This is a genomic window from Dyella subtropica (assembly GCF_026283965.1).
Lineage (GTDB): Bacteria > Pseudomonadota > Gammaproteobacteria > Xanthomonadales > Rhodanobacteraceae > Dyella_D > Dyella_D subtropica.
In genome coordinates, this window is record NZ_JAPDPD010000009.1 from 47926 (window position 1) to 63289 (window position 15364).

Sequence of the window (15364 nt, forward strand, 5' to 3'; positions counted from 1 at the left end):
TTAACCTGGGCTTGGATATGGACAAGGAAACGTCATGCAGCGATTCGCTCGATGGCCCCGCATTTTTTGCACACTCTTGATACAAGTCGGGCTGCTCATCAGTCCGATCGGTAAGGCTGCCAGCAACACGGCATCGGCACCCGTGATGTTGGCGAATGTCTATCACGAGGGTGTCGAACTCGATGAGTATTGGGTCAGCGAAAAATATGATGGTGTGCGCGGCTACTGGGACGGCGAGAAGCTTCTTACGCGCAGCGGCGCGACGATCCATCCGCCTGCGTGGTTTACCGCGCACTGGCCTAAGACACCGATGGATGGTGAGCTTTGGGCCGGGCGCGGGAAGTTCGAGGTCGCATCAGCCACCATTCGCCAGGAGCCCGCTGACGATACGGCGTGGCGGCGTATTCGCTTTATGGTGTTCGATCTGCCGGCGCATCCCGGGACATTCGACGAACGCATTCCGGCGCTCAATCTGCTGATGACTCAGCTGGACGTTCCATGGGTGCAAGCGGTGAAGCAATACAAGGTTGCCGACGATGCCGCGCTGAAGGCGCAACTCAATCGAGTGATTAAAAACGGCGGTGAAGGCTTGATATTGCATCGCGGGGCATCGTTGTACCGCGCCATCCGCAGCGACGATTTGCTGAAATTCAAACCGTATGAAGACACCGAGGCTCGCGTTGTTGCGCATTTGCCCGGCAAGGGAAAGTACACCGGCATGATGGGCGCGCTGTTGGTGGAGATGCCTGATGGAACGCGGTTCCGTCTTGGCACCGGATTTACCGATGAACAGCGTCGTCATCCGCCGGCAGTTGGGAGCCAGGTGACCTATCGGTATCGCGGAACGACATCGACCGGTAAGCCGCGTTTTGCGAGTTTCTTGCGGGTTCGAGAGTAAGTGTCTCCCGGCAGAGCCGGGGGCATTAGAAATGCGAGCCGCTCGAGGCGAATGAATAGTCAGTAGGTGGGTGGCTAGATGTCGCCATGCAGAGCTTGCAGCGCCGCCAATGCAGCAAGGCCCGCCGTTTCTGTGCGCAGGATGCGCGGACCCAGGCGCAGGCCTTCGAAGCCGGCGGCGCTGAGCGCTGCGGTGTCTCGCTCGCCCAGGCCGCCCTCGGGGCCGACGACCAAGATGCCGGCGGCGGCGTCAAAACGCAGATGGCGTGCCTGCACGGTGCCCTCTGGCAACAGAGCCAGTCGTAGTGCACCGTTGCTGTCCAGTCCACGCAGCCACGATTCCAGTGGTTGCGCCGGTGTCACTTCAGGCACGCGAGCGCGTCCGCTTTGTTCGCAAGCGCTGGCAGCGACGGCGCGCCAGTGCGCAAGACGTTTCTCGGCGCGACTCGCATCGAGTTTCACTTCGGAGCGTTCGGTGAGCAGGGGCACGATGCGGGCGACGCTTAGCTCGGTGGCCTTCTGCACGATCAGGTCCATCTTTTCGCCGCGGGCGACGCCCTGGGCGAGCGTAAGGCGCAGGGGCGATTCGTTATCGACCGGCTGGGCGGATTGCACGTGCACGCTCACCTCGCGCTTGCCCACGGCGGTAAGGGTGGCTGGGTAGTCGTGGCCGTCGCCGTTGAACAGGGTCAATTCGTCGCCCACGACCATGCGCAGCACGCGTGCAACGTGCTCGCCGGCCTGGCTCGGCAGGTTCAGTTCCGTGCCGGAGGCGAGTGGTTGATCAACGTAGATACGGATGATGCGCATGGCGGTTCAGCGGCTCTGCAAAAACGTTCAGGAAAGGCAGTGAGGATAGCCGAGGCGGTGGCGAAGCTGAATTTTTGCGAGATGTCCGGGCGCTGGCCGTTGCCGGGATGGCGCATCAGGCGCAGCATGATGAATGCCTGCCCCCACGGCATCTCATGAGGTTCGATGTCATGTTCAAGCCAGTCATTGTTGCCACCACATTGATGGTGGCGCTCGGTAGCGCCAGCGCTTTTGCACAGAGCACGCCGACCGATGCACGCACGCACGCGGTCGAAGGCCTGGAGACCAGTTCTTATACGCCCGCGCCCGGTAACGCCAAGGTCGACAACAAGTCAGCCGTCAAGGCGGATGACCGCAACTGCCTTCGCGAGACGGGCAGCATGATCAAGGCGAAGAAAGGGAAGTGTTTGCCGGTCGCTGGGCGGGTTTACTCCAAGGACGATTTGGATCGTACCGGTGAGCGGAATCTTGGGCCGGCGCTGGAGAAGCTTGATCCGAGTATTTCTACGCGCGGGCATTGAGAGCGGAGCGTTGTCGCAAGAGCTTTACCCCTCCCCAGCCCTCCCCTGCAAGCAAGGGAGGGAGCAGGTCGTCGCTAGCTCTTAGCTCCTCCCCTTGCTTGCAGGGGGAGGCTGGGAGGGGGTAAGCCCTTGCGACACCCTTCACGCTCTCATGAGTCTCAGTCAGCCACAGCACGCTCGATACCGGCGATAGCAACATCCACCAGCAGATCGATCTCTTGCTCCGTGACCACATAGGGCGGCATGAAGTAGATGACGTTACCCAGCGGCCGCAGCACCGCGCCGTTTTCCAGGCCATGCAGGTAGACGCGCAATCCGCGACGCTCTTCGGCGGCAAAGGGTTGGCGTGTGGTTTTGTCGCGCACCAGTTCCACCGCAGCGATCATGCCGGTCTGTCGCACGTCGGCGACATGCGGATGATCGCGTAGGGGCGCGAGCCGTGTCGCGAGGTGAGCCGCAAGTTTGCGGTTGCGTTCCAGCACCGGTTCTTCGCGGAAGATCTGCAAGGTGGCCAGGGCGGCGCGGCAGGCCAGCGGGTTGCCGGTGTAGCTGTGTGAATGCAGAAAGGCCTTGCCCGCGTTGTATTCGGCGTAGAACGCCTCGTAGACGGATGCGGTGGTGAGCACCGCCGACAAGGGCAGGAAGCCGCCGGTGAGTCCTTTCGACAGGCACATGAAGTCGGGCGAGACGTTGGCCTGTTCGCAAGCGAACAGCGTGCCGGTGCGGCCAAACCCCACGGCGATCTCGTCGGCGATGAAATGCACCTGGTACTCGTCGCATAACGCACGCAGGCCGGTGAGGTAGGCCGGGTGGAACATGCGCATGCCGCCGGCGCATTGCACCAACGGTTCCACGATCACCGCGCAGGTTTCGTGGGCGTGGCGTTCCAGCAGTGCACGCAGTTCGCCCAATCGACGTTGCGCGCAGGCTTCGGGGCTTTCGCCGGGCTCGGCTTCGTAGGTGTCGGGGCAGGGCGCGAGAATGGGAGTGAGCAGCAGCGGCGCATAGGTTTTGCGGTAGAGCGCGACATCGCTCACCGAGAGCGCGCCCAGGGTTTCGCCGTGGTAGCTACCGGTGAGTGCGATGAAGCGGGTCTTTTCGCCGTGGCCCTGGTTGAGCCAGTAGTGGAAGCTCATCTTCAGCGCCACTTCGATGGCCGCTGAGCCGTTGTCGGCCAGGAAGACACGGTCCAGCCCAGCCGGCGTGACCTGCACCAGTTGCTCGGCCAGTTCGATGGCCGGCTCGTGGGTGAAGCCGGCGAAGATCACATGCTCCAGCGTGTCCAGCTGCTGCTTCAGCGCGGCGCCGATGCGCGGATTGGCATGGCCGAACAGGTTGGTCCACCACGAGCTGATGCCGTCCAGGTAGCGGCGGCCATCGGCGTCGATCAGCCAGGCGCCTTCGCCACGCACGATGGGCAACATCGGCACCGTGCCGGCGTGGTCGTGCATCTGGGTGCAGGGGTGCCACAGGTGGCGTAGATCGCGCGCGGCGAGGGCGCGGTTGCGGCTTTCGTTGGGGGTCATCCGGTTATGATCGTTGTTTGGCGCCTGGCTGCTCAAGCCCGTCCATCCCTTAAGGAGTCCCCCCGTTTGAACCGGTCGCGCGCCGTATTGGCCTTTGTCGCCCTGCTGTTGCTTGCCGCCTTGCTGGTCGCATTTCTACCGGCGCGCTGGGTCAAGCCGCAGCTGGAAGCGCGGCTGCACGGCCTGCGGCTGGAAGGGGTAAGCGGGACCTTGTGGCAGGGCCATGCCGACAAGTTGTTGGCCGTCCACGGCGACGATCTGGGCCGGCTGGACTGGCAGCTTTCGCGGCGCGCCTTGCTGGGCGACACCCAGCTTGGCCTGGCACTGGTCGGGCCGGCGGGGCATTTCAGCGGGCAGATGCGGAAACTCGACGCGCAGCGTGTGGAGTGGAGTCAGCTGCATGTCGAAAGCGACCTGGTTGCGCTCACTGAACGCTTCTTGCCACAGGGCACCCGCCTGCGCGGCACGTTGGCGATCGACGGCGGCCGTGCGGTGCTGCAGGGCCGCTGGCCGGTGGAACTCGACGCCCAGGCGCATTGGAATGGCGCGCAACTGCTGGGTCAGGATCGCACGCTTGATTTCGGTAACCTGCAGTTGCAGGCGAGCGGCGAGGGCGGTGTGGTCCAAGGCAGCTTGCAGGACGACGGGAACGGACCGCTGCAGCTCGCCGGCCAGTTCGACCTTAGCCCGCTGGGCTGGCACTACGACATCAAGGCCAAACCCCGCCAGCCCGATCCCGCCCTGAGCCAATGGCTTGCCGGTTTCGGTCCCATGGGCGCGGACGGCACCATGCATCTAAAACGCAGGGGCGGCATCGCTGCCGGCTCGTCTAAAGAACGTCCCTCCAAAGAACATCCCTCCAAAGAGCATCCATGATGGGGAATCCATGAGTTCGCTGAATCTTTCAGTGGCTTTGCATGCGGCACGCGAAGCGGCGGAAGCCGCCGGTGAAGTGATCCGTCATTACTGGCGGCGCGGTGTCGAGGTGGAGCTGAAAAGCGACGCCACGCCTGTCACGGTCGCCGATCGCGAGGCCGAGCTGGCGATTCGCAAGGTGCTGCATGAGGCGCTGCCCGAGGCGGCGATCTTCGGCGAAGAGTTCGGCCACGATGGCGGCACGCAGAACTTGCTGTGGCTGGTCGATCCGCTCGACGGCACCAAGAGCTTCGTGCGGCGTACGCCGTTCTTCTCCACCCAGATCGCCCTGATGCACAACGGCGAGTTGGTGCTGGGCGTGTCGAGCGCGCCGGTCTACGGCGAAACCCTGTGGGCCAGCGCCGGTGGCGGCACTTGGTTCGAGGGCGAGCGCATGCATGTGGCGGCTACCGAGGCGATGGCGCAGGCGTCGATCTCCACCGGCAACATCAAATCGCTTACCCGCGATGCTCGTTGGGACGAACTGGGCGCCCTGATTCGCGACAGCAACCGCATCCGCGGCTATGGCGACTTCTGTCATTACCACCTGCTGGCGCGCGGTGGTCTGGATCTGGTGATCGAGTCGGACGTCAACATTCTCGACGTGGCGGCCCTGGCTGTGATCGTGCGCGAGGCGGGCGGCGTGTTCACCGATTTGGACGGCCAGCCGCTCACCTTGGACTCCCAAAGCGTACTGGCTGGCGCACCCGCGCTACATGCCCAGGCTCTGGCCCGCTTGCGCGCTAGAATGGCGTGATGCGCAAACCACCGATCATCCATGCCACCCGCGACGTGCACGACAGCCATTTCCTGCGTGTCGAGCAGCTCGATCTGGAGTTCTCCAACGGCGAACGCCGCACCTACGAACGCTTGAAAGGCGGCGGCTTGGGCGCGGTGATCATCGTACCCATGCTGGACCACGAAACCGTACTGCTGGTGCGCGAGTACGGTGCGGGTGTGGGCCGCTACGAACTGAGTCTGCCCAAAGGGCGGCTGGATCAGGACGAAACGGCCGAGCAGGGCGCGGATCGCGAATTGAAGGAAGAGATCGGCTACGGCGCGCGCCAGTTGAAGATCCTGCATAACCTGTCGCTGTCGCCTTCGTACATGACGCATATGGCGCATGTGGTGCTGGCGCAGGATCTCTATCCCGAGCGCCTGGAAGGCGATGAGCCGGAAGAGTTGGAAGTAGTGCCTTGGAAGCTGGCCGATCTGCACGAGCTGATCGCCCGCGACGACGTGACTGAAGGGCGTTCCATCGCCGCCTTGTTCATGGCTCGCGAATACCTTGCCGGCCGCTTCAAGCCGGCATGAGCGACTTGCCTATCTCGCCGCTGCTGCAACAGATCAGCGCCATGGCGCGCGAAGCGGCCGAGGCGATTCTTGAGGTTTATAGCCAGGACTTCGACGTGCAGCGCAAGGCGGACCACTCGCCGGTGACGGCGGCCGACCTCGCTGCACAGCGCGTCATCGTGGCTGGCCTGGCGCAGCTCGACGAGTCGCTGCCTGTGCTTTCCGAAGAGTCGCGCGTCGCGCCCTGGGCGCAGCGCCGGGAATGGTCGCGTTACTGGCTGGTCGATCCGCTCGATGGCACACGCGAATTCATCAAGCGCAACGGCGAGTTCAGCGTCAATATCGCGCTGATCGACCGGCACGAACCCGTGCTTGGCGTGGTGCTGGCGCCGGTCACCGGCGACTTGTACGCCGCCGAACGCGGTGCCGGCGCATGGCTTCAGGCAGGCGCATCGGCTGTCTGGGCGCGCATCGCCACGCGGCCGCTCGCCAACCCGCCGGTGGTGGCGGGCAGCCGCTCGCACGGCAGCTATGGCGCCGCCTTGCTGCAAGAGCTATTGGGCGACGGCTATCTCGAATCACCGCTGGGTTCCTCGCTCAAGTTCTGCCTGCTGGCGCGCGGCGACGCGGATATTTATCTGCGTCGTGGTGCCACCAGCGAATGGGATACCGCCGCGGCGCAATGCGTACTCGAAGCCGCGGGTGGTGCGGTGCTCGATCTTGCTGGCCGACCTTTGCGCTACAACCGCCACGATTCGCTGATCAATCCCGAATTCCTCGCCGTAGGCGACATGGACATCGATTGGGCAGCGCGCTTGCAGGCGGCCGAGATAGAACCTCATGACTGACATCACCAAACATAGCCTCGACGATCTGCTTGCCATCATGACCCGCTTGCGCGATCCGCAGCGTGGTTGCCCGTGGGATGTGCAGCAGGATTTCGCCACCATCGCGCCGTACACCATCGAGGAAGCCTACGAAGTGGCCGACGCGATCGACCGCAAGGATTGGCACGACCTGCGTGACGAGTTGGGCGATCTGCTGCTGCAGGTGGTGTTCCATGCGCAGATGGCGAAGGAGGCGGGTTTGTTCGACTTCGCCGATGTGGCGCACGCCATCAGCGACAAGATGATCCGTCGCCACCCGCATGTGTTCGGCGACGTGAGCTATGACGATGTCGAAGCGCAGAAAGAAGCGTGGGAAGCCATCAAAGCCGAAGAGCATGCCGCCAAAGGCGAGCAGCGTGACGACAGCGCGCTGGCCGGCGTTTCACGCGGCCTGCCGGAGTGGAAGCGTGCATTGAAGCTGCAGCAACGCGCGGCCAAAGTCGGTTTCGACTGGCCCGATGCGCAACCGGTGTTGGACAAGCTCGCTGAGGAAGTCGAAGAAGTTCGCGTCGAATTCGCCACGGGCGCCGATCCGGCGCGTTTGCAGGACGAAATTGGCGATGTGTTGTTCGTGGTGGTGAACCTGGCGAGGCATGCGGGCGTGGATTTCTCGCAGGCATTGCGTCATGCGAATGCGAAGTTCGAACGGCGCTTCCGTGAGATGGAGGCTATCGCGGCTGGCGAGGGCACACCCTTGCCCGAGCGGAGCCTGGATGACCAGGAAGCGCTGTGGCAACAAGCGAAGCGCCGCGAAACAGCGGCCGGCTAGCGCGGCGCGCAGCCTCGGTAGGAGCCCACCCTGTGGGCGACAAACCGGCAGGACTGCCGGTTTGCACGGCGAAGCCGCCCGATAGGGCCGCGCTCTGCTTCATATGCCGCTGCTGCCACCTGGTTTTCGCGCACAGGGTGCGCTCCTACTCGCGCCTGGCCTGCCGCCGAGACAAAGAAGGCGCGAGGTCTGGGGTCCTCGCGCCTTGAAGTTCCATCACGCTGCCTGGGCCCACAGCGCCTGCTGTGACTCCCTTCTCGTTATCTGAATATGTGAGTCGTCGATCCAGGGGCGTTCCGACTCACAACGCCCTTGTCGAATGGCGGTTGACCCGCGCTGTCGGGCTTGCAACCTTTTGCGCACGGCCTGCATCACAGCCTTGACCGTTCATCAGGAGCTTCACCATGCGCCATCTGTTTCTTGCCACCCTGCTGCTGGCTCCGCTCGTTGCGCAGGCTCATGACGACTGCAAGTACCAGGCGCCGCGCAATCTTCAGCTCGACCTTGCGGGCGTGAAGTCGCTACAGATCGATCTGCGCAGCCACGAGCTGCACCTCAGCGGCGACCCCAGTGCCAAGGGTGGCGAGCTCACTGGCCGCGCCTGCGCCTCCGATCAGAAGCTGCTGGACGACCTGGTGGTCACCCAGCGCCGCGAAGGGGACACGCTGATCGTCGAAGCCGGTGGCAAAGGCCACATCATGTTCAACCTGATGGGGCGCTCCTACACGAACCTGGAGCTCAACCTGAAGGTGCCGGCCAGCTTGCCGGTAACGCTCAATGTCGGTTCGGGTGATGCATGGGCCGCAGGCCTGCAGCGTCTGGACGCCCATGTCGGCTCGGGCGACCTGCATGTCAACAAGATCGCCGGGCCGCTCTCGGCGAGTGTCGGTTCGGGCGACCTCGACGCCAGCGAGATCGGCAGCCTCGATCTCGGCGCGGTCGGCTCGGGCGATTTCAAGGCGCAGGACATCAAGGGAGACGTCCGTGTCGGCAGTATCGGATCGGGTGATGTCGCGCTGTCGCGCGTTGGTGGCAATGTGCGCGCCGATACCCTGGGTTCCGGCGATCTCAACGTGCGTGAAGTGGCTGGCGATCTCAGCCTCGGTGCCAAGGGCAGTGGCGATGTGAGCCACTCCGGCGTGCGCGGCAAGGTCAACGTGCCGCGCGATAACGACTGACCGATCAACTCAGCCAGCGCCACACCAGATAGGTGATTGGCGCGCACACCAGCAGGAACGGAATCGATACGAGGTGGAACAGCCGCAAACCCTGCGGCTGTTTCGCCAGGCGCAGCGCGATGAGGTTGGCCAACGAACCGATCGCCACGCCGAAGCCGCCTACGTTCGCCGCGACGGTAAGTGCGATCGCGTCCGGCGTGTGTTCCATCAGCAGTACGGTGGCGGGCACGTTGCTGATCAGCTGCGACGCCACGATGCCGCTGACATAGAGATTCATCGGCTGATTGAAATCGATCAGGTCCAGCCCGCGTTTCATCAGCGGCAGCTCGGCTACATGTCCTAGGCCAAGGAAGATGGCGGCGAATGTCGCCAGCAGCAGCCAGTCGACGCGGGCCAGCAAGCGCCAGTCCAGCAGCGCGAACGGCAGCAGCAACAACGCGGCGCCCAGTAGCGCGTGGCCGTGTTCCATCATCAGCACCATCATCAGCAGCGCCACGATGGAGAGGATGGCTTGCGTCGCGGACACCGGATGTCCGTCGATCTGCTCCGCGTGAAGCGTCACGCGATCCTTCGGCAGCCAGCACCAGGTGAGCAGCGCGACCAGCGCGAACATGGTGGCTGCGACCGGCAGCATCGCGGCGACGAATTTCACGAAGGGCAGCTGCACGTACTGCCATAGCAGCAGGTTCTGCGGGTTGCCGATGGGGCTGAGGGTGGAGCCCGCATTTACCGCCAGCGCTTCCAGAATCACCATGCGCAGCACGGGCAGGTTGGAGATGCCGCCGATGGCGACGGTCATCGGCACGATCAGGAACAGGCTGACGTCATTGGTCAGCACCATCGACAACAACGCGGTGATCGTCACCAATAGCAGGCCGATCACCCGTTGCGAATGCGCGCGAGCTACCAGCGCACCGGCCATGTGCTGCACCAGACCGCTGTCGCGGATGCCCTGGATCGCGACCAGCAGACCAAGCAGACCGGCCAGCGTCGGCCCTTGCAGCCAGCGCTGGTGATCGGAGAGCGGGCGGGGATCGATCACCGCCAGCAGCACAGCCAGTAGCGCGAAGGCGAGCAGCAGCCACTCGTTCTTGAGGTGCTGTCGCCAACTCGCGCGGTGGTTCACCACTCGGTGAGCCCTTCGAGTTCGTAGAGCTTTTTCCAGCTGGGACGTGCGCGCACCAGCTCGGCCAGGCGCTTCAGCGCGGGCCATTCCGTGACCGGGCGCGGCATGTTGCGCGACCAGCGCATCAGCATGGTCAGCAAGAGATCGGCGCCGGAGAACTCCGCGCCCAGCAGATAGGGACCGTTGGTGGCCAGATGCGCCTCGAGGTGGTCCCACACGCTTTCGATCTTGCGTTGCAGGGCGGTGCGTATTTCCGGCAGGTGCTCTTCGTTGCCAAGCTCCGCGGGGTAGAACCACTGGCGATAGGTCGACATCAAGGTGTTGCTCAGATAGACCACCCATTGCAGCCACTGCTCGCGTTCGGGTGCGCCCACCGGCGGAATCAGCTTCGCCTTGGGGTGACGCTCAGCCAGCATCATCAGCAGCGCCGCCGATTCGATGCGCGGATGGCCGTCGATTACCAACGTCGGCACCTGTCCGATGGGATTGAGCTTGAGATAGGTGGGGTCGCGCTGAGCCTTGCTTTCGAAGTCGACCAGTTCGAGTTGGTAAGGCGCGCCGATTTCGAGCAGGGCCAGGTGGACAACCATGCTGGCGGTGCCGGGGGAGTAGTAAAGGGTGTACATGGGCGCCTTCAGTGAGCGGTGAGGCGCCGATCTTAATATTTGTCGCGAGAATGCATGTTCACTGGGCGCCTGCGGGTGGGTCATCCTTCCCGCAGCAATCGCATCGGCGATGTCCGCGTCACCTTTCGGGTACCGGCCAGCCCCAGCAACATCACCACCGTGGCAGCGCCGAGCGCGGACAGCACCAGCGGCCCCAACGGCGGCACGAAGCCTTCGATGTGGAACACCGCGCGTCCCAGCCACCACCCGGTGCCGGCGGCACCGAAGGCGGCGGTCAGGCCAGCCACCAGACCGAGCAAGGCGAACTCACAGGCGGCTGCAGCGCGTAGCTGCGCGCGGCGCGCCCCCAGCGTGCGCAGCAGGGCGGCTTCATGGCGGCGCTCGGCGGCACTGGCGGCGAGGGCGGCGGCCAGCACCAGGGCGCCAGCCAGCAGGCTGAAGCCCAGCACCCAGCGCACGGCATGGCTGACGCGGTCGACGATTTCGCGCACGCGATCGAGCAAGGCGTCGACGTCGATCAGGCTGAGATTGCTGTAGTCGCGCGACAGCTTGGCCAGCGATTCGGTATGCCCGCGCGGCACGTAGAAACTGGCGATCCAGGTATGCGGCAGCTCGCTGGCGTGGGCGGGGTCCAGCAGCAGGAAGAAGTTGACGCGGAACGAACTCCAGTCCACCTGCCGGATGCTGCCCACCTTGGCGTCGATGGTGCCTTCGCCGACGCTGAAGCTCATGGTGTCGCCCACCTTCAGCGCAAACATGTCGCGCCACATGGTGTCGATGGAGATCTCCGGCTGAGCCGGCTGCGGACCCGGCCAGGTGCCGGCGATGACCTGGTTGGAGGGCGGCAGGTCGCTGGCCCAGGACAGGCGTAGCTGGCGGTCGGCCCAGTCCTTGGCGCGCTCGTCCTTGAAACTGAGCTGGCCGATCGGATGGCCGTTGATCGCCATCAGCTTGCCCACGGCCAGCGGTAGCATGTTGAGTTGCTGGCCGCCGATGCTGGCCAGCGACTGCTCGAAGCCGGGCCGCTGGTCGTCCTGCAGGTTCAGCACGAACCAGTTCGGTGTGTCGGCGGGGAGTTCGCGTCGCCAGCCTTCCAGCAAGGCCGGTGCGACGATCGCCAGCAGCAAGAGGGCGACCAGGCCGAGGCTGAGCGCCGTGGCCTGCAGCAGGCTCATGCCGCGCCGACGGGCCAGGGCGGCTAAGCCTAAGCGCAGCGCAGGATGCGCCCCCGGGGCGACATGGCGCGCTACCCACAGCATCACGGCCGCCAGCAGCGCGGCCACCGCGGCGACGCCGACCAGGCTGACAGCGAGGATGCCGGCCATGCGTGCCGATCCGCTTTGGCTCCAGATCAGCACCAGGGCGACTGCCACCGGGATCAGATACAGCGCATCGAAGCGCCGCACGCGGCGCGCCATGCTTTCACGAAATACGGCGACGGGCGGCACTTCGGCCAGACGCGCCAGCGGCGGCAACGCAAAGCCGACCAACACCGCCACGCCCATGGCCGCGGCGGCGAACGCCGGCCCTAGCGGCAGCGCCACCGGCACGCTGGTGAACAAGGTGCTGGCAAAGGCCCAGGCGGCCTGAGCGATGCCGAGCGCGATCAGCATGCCGAGCAGTGATGCGGGCAGGGCCAGCGCACCCAGCGTACCGAGCAGCAAGCCGAGTACGCGTCGGCGCGGCGTGCCGAGTGCGCGTAACAGAGCGACTTCGTTGGTCTTGCGTCGCGCGTAGCGCTGCGCGGCCAGCGCAATGGCGACGCCGGCCAGCAACGCGGACAGCAGGGCCGTGAGCCGCAGGAAAGCGCTGGCACGATCGAAGGCCGAGCGCATGCGCTCCTGTGTCTGTTCGGGGGTGATCAGTTCGGCGCCTTGCGGCAACGCCTGCGTTTGCACCCAGGTCCGCCAGCGGCTCACCTCGGCGGGACCACCAGCGACCAGCAAGCGATGGCGCGCCCGGCTGCCCGTGCCGAGCAGGCCGGCCTGTTCGGCGTCCGCGAGATTCATGATGGCGCGCGGCGCCAGCGCGAACAGTTCGCCGCCATCCGGCTGGCGCAGCAGTTCGGCGGCGATGAGCAGGTCGCGACCACCGAGCTGCACGTGATCGCCGGCTTTCAGTGCGAGCGCCACCAAGGCGCGATGATCGAGATACACCTCGCCCGGCGCCGGGCCGTGGCCGATGACATCGCCTTGCGACGCACGGCGCAGCTCCAGCTTGCCGCGCAGCGGATAGGCCGCATCGCTGGCCTGTACATCCAGCAGCTGGCTCTGCTCGTGCGCGAACGCCACGCTGGGAAAGCCGGCGCCGTGTGAGATGGCTAGGCCGCGCTGGTGCGCCTGTGCTGCATAGTCCGCCGGCAGTTGCTGCGGCGAGGCGATGCCGAGATCACCGCCGATCAACTCCGCCGCATTGGCCAGCATGCCGCGCTCGATGCGCGTGGCCAGGGTTGCGACCACGCCGAGCGCGACCACCGCCAGCGTCATGGAAGCCGCCAGGGTGCGCAATTCCGGTAGATGCCATTCGCGGCGCAGGCTGCGCAGGGCGAGGCGCAGCAGCCTCATATGGTCAACTCCGCAGCGCCACGGGTGACGACGCGACCTTCGTGCAGCTCCACGCGGCGGGCGCAGCGCTCTGCCAGTAGGGGATCGTGCGTGACCAGCACCAGGGTGGTGCGGTGATCGTGGTTCAGCGCGAACAGCAGGTCGCTCACATGATGACCGGTGCGCTGATCGAGGTTGCCGGTCGGCTCGTCCGCGAACAGCAGGCGCGGCCCATGCACGAAGGCGCGGGCGATCGCCACGCGTTGCTGCTCGCCACCGGAGAGTTGCGCTGGGTAGTGGCGTCGGCGTGGCGTCAGGCCGACAGCATCCAGTGCGGCGCGTGCGCGGCTGCGAGCGTCGTCGCTGCCTTCCAGCTCCAGCGGCAACATCACGTTTTCTTCCGCTGTCAGCGCGGGGAGCAGGTGAAACGATTGGAAGACGAAGCCGACCAGGCGCCGGCGCAGATCGGCGCGCGCCTCCTCGTCCATCTGCTCCAGCGCATGGTTGTCCAACGCGATATGCCCGCTGCTGGGCGTATCCAGCCCGGCCAGCAGGCCCAGCAGCGTGGTCTTGCCGGAGCCGGAGGCGCCGACGATGGCAAAGCTCTCGCCAGTCTGCACCTGCAGAGTCACGCCGCGCAGAATGTCCAGCTGCCCCTCGGGGCCGCGCACCGACTTGCTAACATCGCGTGCATCAAGAAGAACATTACCGACCACCGCGGGAGAAGAGTCACTCATGCGTCGTATCCTTGGGCTGCTGCTGTTGTTGTGTTGCATGGGCGCCACGCAGGCTGCGCCATCGAAGGTCGTGCTGGTCTTGGGCGACTCGCTGTCCGCTGCGCACAACATTGCGACGGAACAAGGCTGGGTGCACCTGCTGGAAGTACGTCTAGGCGAGATGGAGCCGGGTTGGACGGCGATCAATGCCAGCATCAGCGGCGAAACCTCGCTCAGCGGCCGCAATCGTCTGCCGGCGCTGCTCGCAAAGTACAAGCCGGGCGTGGTGGTGATCGAACTGGGCGCCAACGACGGCTTGCGCGGCCTGCCGCTGCCGGCCCTGCGCGACAACCTGGCCAGCATGATCGATGCCGCGCAGCATGCCGGCGCCAGGGTGCTGCTACTGGGCATCGAGCTGCCGGTGAACTACGGCCCGCAGTACCGCGACGGCCTGCGAGCGGTTTATGCGGAACTCGCCAAGCAAAAGCGTACGGGGCTGGTGCCGTTCCTGCTGGATGGGGTCGCCCTCGATCCCACGCTGATGCAGGACGATGGCCTGCATCCCAGGGCGGCGGGGGAGCCCCGGGTGTTGGATAACGTGTGGGGTGGCCTGCGGCCGTTGCTGCGGGTGAAGGATGGGGCGCCCTAAGAGTCTCGCGCCGCGAAACCGTCATCCGGCCTTTGCCGGAATGACGACCATGTGGCAGTTCCTGCGCCTGTATGGGCCGTGGTGAAGGCGTCTTCACATACTCCTCACCCCGCACACAGTTAGCCTTCACTTATGTGAAGATCAGCCGCGGAGGTAGGGATGAGTTCACGTGACGAACAATCCGGTCTGATTTTGCTGGTGGAAGACAACCGCCAGATCGCCGAGATGGTGGGTGAATTCCTGGAGCGCCGGGGTTACTCGGTCGACTACGCTGCTGATGGTGTCAGCGGTTTGCACCTGGCTGTTTCCAACAGCTACGACGTAGTCGTGCTCGATCTGATGTTGCCCGGCATGGATGGCCTGGAGGCCTGCCGCAAGCTGCGCAAGGAGGCAAAGAAATCCACCCCGGTGCTGATGCTGACGGCGCGCGACACGCTGGACGACAAGCTGGTCGGCCTGGAAGCTGGTGCCGACGATTACCTGGTGAAACCGTTCGAAGTGCGCGAGCTGGAAGCGCGGCTGCGCGCGTTGATCCGGCGGGACCGCCGTCAGGTGTCCACCGAAATACTCACGGTGGGCGATATGACGCTGGATACCGCCACGCTGCGGTTGGTGCGCAGCGGGCAGGAGCTTACGGTGTCGCCGATCGGTCTCAAGCTGCTGGCGATCCTGATGCGCGAATCGCCGCGTGTGGTGAGCCGGCGCGACATCGAGCGCGAGATCTGGGGCGACACGTTGCCGGACTCGGACACCTTGCGCTCGCATCTCTATAACCTGCGCCGCGTGATCGACAAACCGTTCGATCGGCAGCTGCTGCATACCATCCACTCTGCAGGCTATCGCCTGGCCGATCTCGAATCGGAAGTGGCTTCCGCCACCTGACCGACGCGAGATGCCGTCATGAAGTA

16 protein-coding genes are annotated in these 15364 nt (G+C 64.9%); 10 read left to right on the forward strand and 6 right to left on the reverse strand.

The features are described from left to right. Positions 1–34 precede the first annotated feature (34 nt). Positions 35–898, forward strand: a complete 864-nt coding sequence (locus tag OUZ45_RS09410) for a DNA ligase (RefSeq protein WP_266169749.1) — start codon at positions 35–37, stop codon at positions 896–898. A gap of 74 nt (positions 899–972) precedes the next feature. Here the strand turns inward: OUZ45_RS09410 and OUZ45_RS09415 are convergent, their stop codons facing one another. After that, positions 973–1707 carry a 16S rRNA (uracil(1498)-N(3))-methyltransferase gene (locus OUZ45_RS09415; RefSeq protein WP_266169750.1) on the reverse strand — a complete coding sequence of 245 codons (735 nt, stop codon included), beginning with the start codon at positions 1705–1707 and terminating at the stop codon, positions 973–975. Positions 1708–1877: 170 nt separating this feature from the next. On the opposite strand from OUZ45_RS09415, the gene OUZ45_RS09420 reads away from it, so the two are divergent. Further along, positions 1878–2228: a hypothetical protein gene (locus tag OUZ45_RS09420; protein WP_266169753.1), complete on the forward strand. Its 351-nt coding sequence runs from the start codon at positions 1878–1880 to the stop codon at positions 2226–2228. A 158-nt stretch (positions 2229–2386) separates the two neighbouring features. Here the strand turns inward: OUZ45_RS09420 and OUZ45_RS09425 are convergent, their stop codons facing one another. After that, positions 2387–3754, reverse strand: coding sequence for an adenosylmethionine--8-amino-7-oxononanoate transaminase (locus OUZ45_RS09425; RefSeq protein WP_266169755.1), 1368 nt, complete (start codon positions 3752–3754; stop codon positions 2387–2389). A gap of 66 nt (positions 3755–3820) precedes the next feature. Between OUZ45_RS09425 and OUZ45_RS09430 the strand changes: the two genes are divergently transcribed. From OUZ45_RS09430 to OUZ45_RS09455, 6 genes are all read left to right on the forward strand, one after another. Continuing rightward, positions 3821–4630: a type II secretion system protein N gene (locus tag OUZ45_RS09430; RefSeq protein ID WP_266169756.1), complete on the forward strand. Its 810-nt coding sequence runs from the start codon at positions 3821–3823 to the stop codon at positions 4628–4630. Positions 4631–4640: 10 nt separating this feature from the next. After that, positions 4641–5426, forward strand: a complete 786-nt coding sequence (locus OUZ45_RS09435) for an inositol monophosphatase family protein (protein WP_266169757.1) — start codon at positions 4641–4643, stop codon at positions 5424–5426. After that, positions 5426–5983 (forward strand): ADP compounds hydrolase NudE, encoded by a 558-nt coding sequence (gene nudE, locus OUZ45_RS09440; RefSeq protein ID WP_266169758.1) that lies wholly within the window; start codon positions 5426–5428, stop codon positions 5981–5983. The genes OUZ45_RS09435 and nudE overlap by 1 nt, the downstream gene beginning before the upstream one ends. Further along, positions 5980–6810 (forward strand): 3'(2'),5'-bisphosphate nucleotidase CysQ, encoded by an 831-nt coding sequence (gene cysQ / locus OUZ45_RS09445; protein WP_266169759.1) that lies wholly within the window; start codon positions 5980–5982, stop codon positions 6808–6810. The genes nudE and cysQ overlap by 4 nt, the downstream gene beginning before the upstream one ends. Continuing rightward, a complete protein-coding gene (mazG, locus tag OUZ45_RS09450; protein ID WP_266169760.1) occupies positions 6803–7618 on the forward strand; it encodes a nucleoside triphosphate pyrophosphohydrolase in 816 nt (271 codons plus the stop codon). Before cysQ ends, mazG begins: the two co-directional genes overlap by 8 nt. Positions 7619–8022: 404 nt before the next feature. Further along, positions 8023–8796 carry a DUF4097 family beta strand repeat-containing protein gene (locus OUZ45_RS09455; RefSeq protein WP_266169761.1) on the forward strand — a complete coding sequence of 258 codons (774 nt, stop codon included), beginning with the start codon at positions 8023–8025 and terminating at the stop codon, positions 8794–8796. A gap of 4 nt (positions 8797–8800) precedes the next feature. Here OUZ45_RS09455 and OUZ45_RS09460 read toward each other — a convergent pair whose 3' ends face one another. From OUZ45_RS09460 to OUZ45_RS09475, 4 genes are all read right to left on the reverse strand, one after another. Continuing rightward, a complete protein-coding gene (locus OUZ45_RS09460) occupies positions 8801–9922 on the reverse strand; it encodes an SLC13 family permease (RefSeq protein ID WP_266169762.1) in 1122 nt (373 codons plus the stop codon). After that, positions 9919–10548, reverse strand: a complete 630-nt coding sequence (locus OUZ45_RS09465; protein WP_266169764.1) for a glutathione S-transferase family protein — start codon at positions 10546–10548, stop codon at positions 9919–9921. Before OUZ45_RS09465 ends, OUZ45_RS09460 begins: the two co-directional genes overlap by 4 nt. A gap of 80 nt (positions 10549–10628) precedes the next feature. Beyond that, positions 10629–13112 (reverse strand): ABC transporter permease, encoded by a 2484-nt coding sequence (locus tag OUZ45_RS09470; protein WP_266169765.1) that lies wholly within the window; start codon positions 13110–13112, stop codon positions 10629–10631. Continuing rightward, entirely contained in the window at positions 13109–13828 is a 720-nt protein-coding gene (locus tag OUZ45_RS09475; RefSeq protein WP_266169766.1) for an ABC transporter ATP-binding protein, read from the reverse strand. Before OUZ45_RS09475 ends, OUZ45_RS09470 begins: the two co-directional genes overlap by 4 nt. Between OUZ45_RS09475 and OUZ45_RS09480 the strand changes: the two genes are divergently transcribed. Both OUZ45_RS09480 and OUZ45_RS09485 read left to right on the forward strand, forming a co-directional pair. Then, entirely contained in the window at positions 13827–14456 is a 630-nt protein-coding gene (locus OUZ45_RS09480; RefSeq protein WP_266169768.1) for an arylesterase, read from the forward strand. The two genes, OUZ45_RS09475 and OUZ45_RS09480, sit on opposite strands and share 2 nt — an antisense overlap. A 159-nt stretch (positions 14457–14615) precedes the next feature. Beyond that, complete coding sequence (locus OUZ45_RS09485) at positions 14616–15338, forward strand: response regulator transcription factor (RefSeq protein ID WP_266169770.1); 723 nt, start codon at positions 14616–14618, stop codon at positions 15336–15338. The last annotated feature ends 26 nt before the right edge of the window (positions 15339–15364 follow it).

Coding starts and splice junctions, on each gene's coding strand:
- OUZ45_RS09410 (WP_266169749.1), top strand. CDS start 35: ATGCAGCGATTCGCTCGATGGCCCCGCATTTTTTGCACACTCTTGATA.
- OUZ45_RS09415 (WP_266169750.1), bottom strand. CDS start 1,707: ATGCGCATCATCCGTATCTACGTTGATCAACCACTCGCCTCCGGCACG.
- OUZ45_RS09420 (WP_266169753.1), top strand. CDS start 1,878: ATGTTCAAGCCAGTCATTGTTGCCACCACATTGATGGTGGCGCTCGGT.
- OUZ45_RS09425 (WP_266169755.1), bottom strand. CDS start 3,754: ATGACCCCCAACGAAAGCCGCAACCGCGCCCTCGCCGCGCGCGATCTA.
- OUZ45_RS09435 (WP_266169757.1), top strand. CDS start 4,641: ATGAGTTCGCTGAATCTTTCAGTGGCTTTGCATGCGGCACGCGAAGCG.
- nudE (WP_266169758.1), top strand. CDS start 5,426: ATGCGCAAACCACCGATCATCCATGCCACCCGCGACGTGCACGACAGC.
- cysQ (WP_266169759.1), top strand. CDS start 5,980: ATGAGCGACTTGCCTATCTCGCCGCTGCTGCAACAGATCAGCGCCATG.
- mazG (WP_266169760.1), top strand. CDS start 6,803: ATGACTGACATCACCAAACATAGCCTCGACGATCTGCTTGCCATCATG.
- OUZ45_RS09455 (WP_266169761.1), top strand. CDS start 8,023: ATGCGCCATCTGTTTCTTGCCACCCTGCTGCTGGCTCCGCTCGTTGCG.
- OUZ45_RS09465 (WP_266169764.1), bottom strand. CDS start 10,548: ATGTACACCCTTTACTACTCCCCCGGCACCGCCAGCATGGTTGTCCAC.
- OUZ45_RS09470 (WP_266169765.1), bottom strand. CDS start 13,112: ATGAGGCTGCTGCGCCTCGCCCTGCGCAGCCTGCGCCGCGAATGGCAT.
- OUZ45_RS09480 (WP_266169768.1), top strand. CDS start 13,827: ATGCGTCGTATCCTTGGGCTGCTGCTGTTGTTGTGTTGCATGGGCGCC.
- OUZ45_RS09475 (WP_266169766.1), bottom strand. CDS start 13,828: ATGAGTGACTCTTCTCCCGCGGTGGTCGGTAATGTTCTTCTTGATGCA.
- OUZ45_RS09485 (WP_266169770.1), top strand. CDS start 14,616: ATGAGTTCACGTGACGAACAATCCGGTCTGATTTTGCTGGTGGAAGAC.